Source organism: Gottschalkia purinilytica (assembly GCF_001190785.1).
Classification (GTDB): Bacteria; Bacillota; Clostridia; order Tissierellales; family Gottschalkiaceae; genus Gottschalkia_A; species Gottschalkia_A purinilytica.
In genome coordinates, this window is record NZ_LGSS01000052.1 from 1 (window position 1) to 1400 (window position 1400).

2 protein-coding genes are annotated in these 1400 nt (G+C 25.9%); both read left to right on the forward strand.

Going from position 1 to position 1400, the window contains the following annotated elements; genetic code table 11:
- The coding region (locus CLPU_RS16260; RefSeq protein ID WP_200898659.1) for a cation transporting ATPase C-terminal domain-containing protein at positions 1-482 on the forward strand (482 nt) is incomplete at its 5' end.
- A gap of 410 nt (positions 483-892) precedes the next feature.
- Positions 893-1400 (forward strand): cation-transporting P-type ATPase (locus tag CLPU_RS16265; RefSeq protein ID WP_268760492.1); only part of this gene is annotated, 508 nt, incomplete at its 3' end.

Here is a 1400-nt window from a genome sequence, read left to right on the forward strand (position 1 = left end):
TACCAGCATTGGCACTTGGAGTTGATCCAGCTGATCCAGATATTATGAAGAGAAAGCCTAGGGATCCTAAAAAGAATATATTTGCAGGTGGACTTTGGCATATGATTATATTACAAGGGATAATAATAGGAGGATTGACGTTAATAGCATTCAATATGGGAAATCAAATAAATGAAATTACTGGTAGAACAATGGCATTTATTACGCTTAGTTTGTCACAGATAATACATACATTTAATGTAAGATCTCTAGATAAATCCATATTTAAGTTAGGATTATTTTCAAATAAATATTTGATAATTGCTAATGTTGTATCTATATTTTCAATGGTAATAGTAATATTGATACCAGTACTTAGAAATATATTTAAGCTTACTTTTTTAAACGGACAGCAAGTAATGACTACCATTGGACTTTCTATTCTTCCTTTAGTTATAGTCGAAATAGTCAAATTAATAAAAAGAATATCAACAAATAATTAAAATTTTAAAATATATATAATATATTATCTAACTAAATAATAGTATATTATATATGAAAAAATAAAAAATCTAAGTAAGTAAAAAGAAGTATGTAAGAATAAATTACATACTTCTTTTTATTTGATAACTGATAATCGGTATAAAAATTACAGGTAAAATAAATTTTATTCTATATTAGCTTAATAATAAACATAAGGTATATGAATAGTATTTTAAATGAGAACTTTATCTTAAAAAGCAGTATCTTATATTAATTGGTGTAGAACTTTCGATGATCAAATAGATAATTGAATTAAAATTTTCTTATTTATTTTAATAATTACTTTCATAAATTAATTATGTGTAACATATTATGTAATAAGTTTTAAAACATTAGACAAGTTATAATTATAAAAAAGCGGGGGGATTAAATGAAGAAAAAACAGTGGTATCAAATGAAAGTTAATGAATTACAGGACAAGCTGAAAGTTAACCCTAGTGTAGGTTTGAGTAATGAAGAAGCAGAAAAACGGCAATATAGTTATGGCAGCAATATTTTAAATACAGAAAAAAGAACATCAATATTAATGATGTTCTTAAATCAATTCAAAGACTCAATGGTAATTATACTGATGATAGCATCAGTAATTTCAGGAATCTTAGGAGAAATAGGTGATACAGTAATAATAATGATAGTAGTCCTATTAAATGCACTACTAGGAGTAATACAAGAAAATAAGGCAGAAAAATCATTAGAAGCACTAAAGAATCTTTCTAGTCCTATAGCAAAAGTAATAAGAGAAGGAAGAAGAATAGAAATTAAGTCTCAAGATATAGTTCCAGGAGATATAATATTATTAGAAGCTGGGGATTTGATTTCAGCAGACGGAGTAATAATAGAAAGTGCAAGTTTAATGATAGAAGAAGCGGCATTAACAG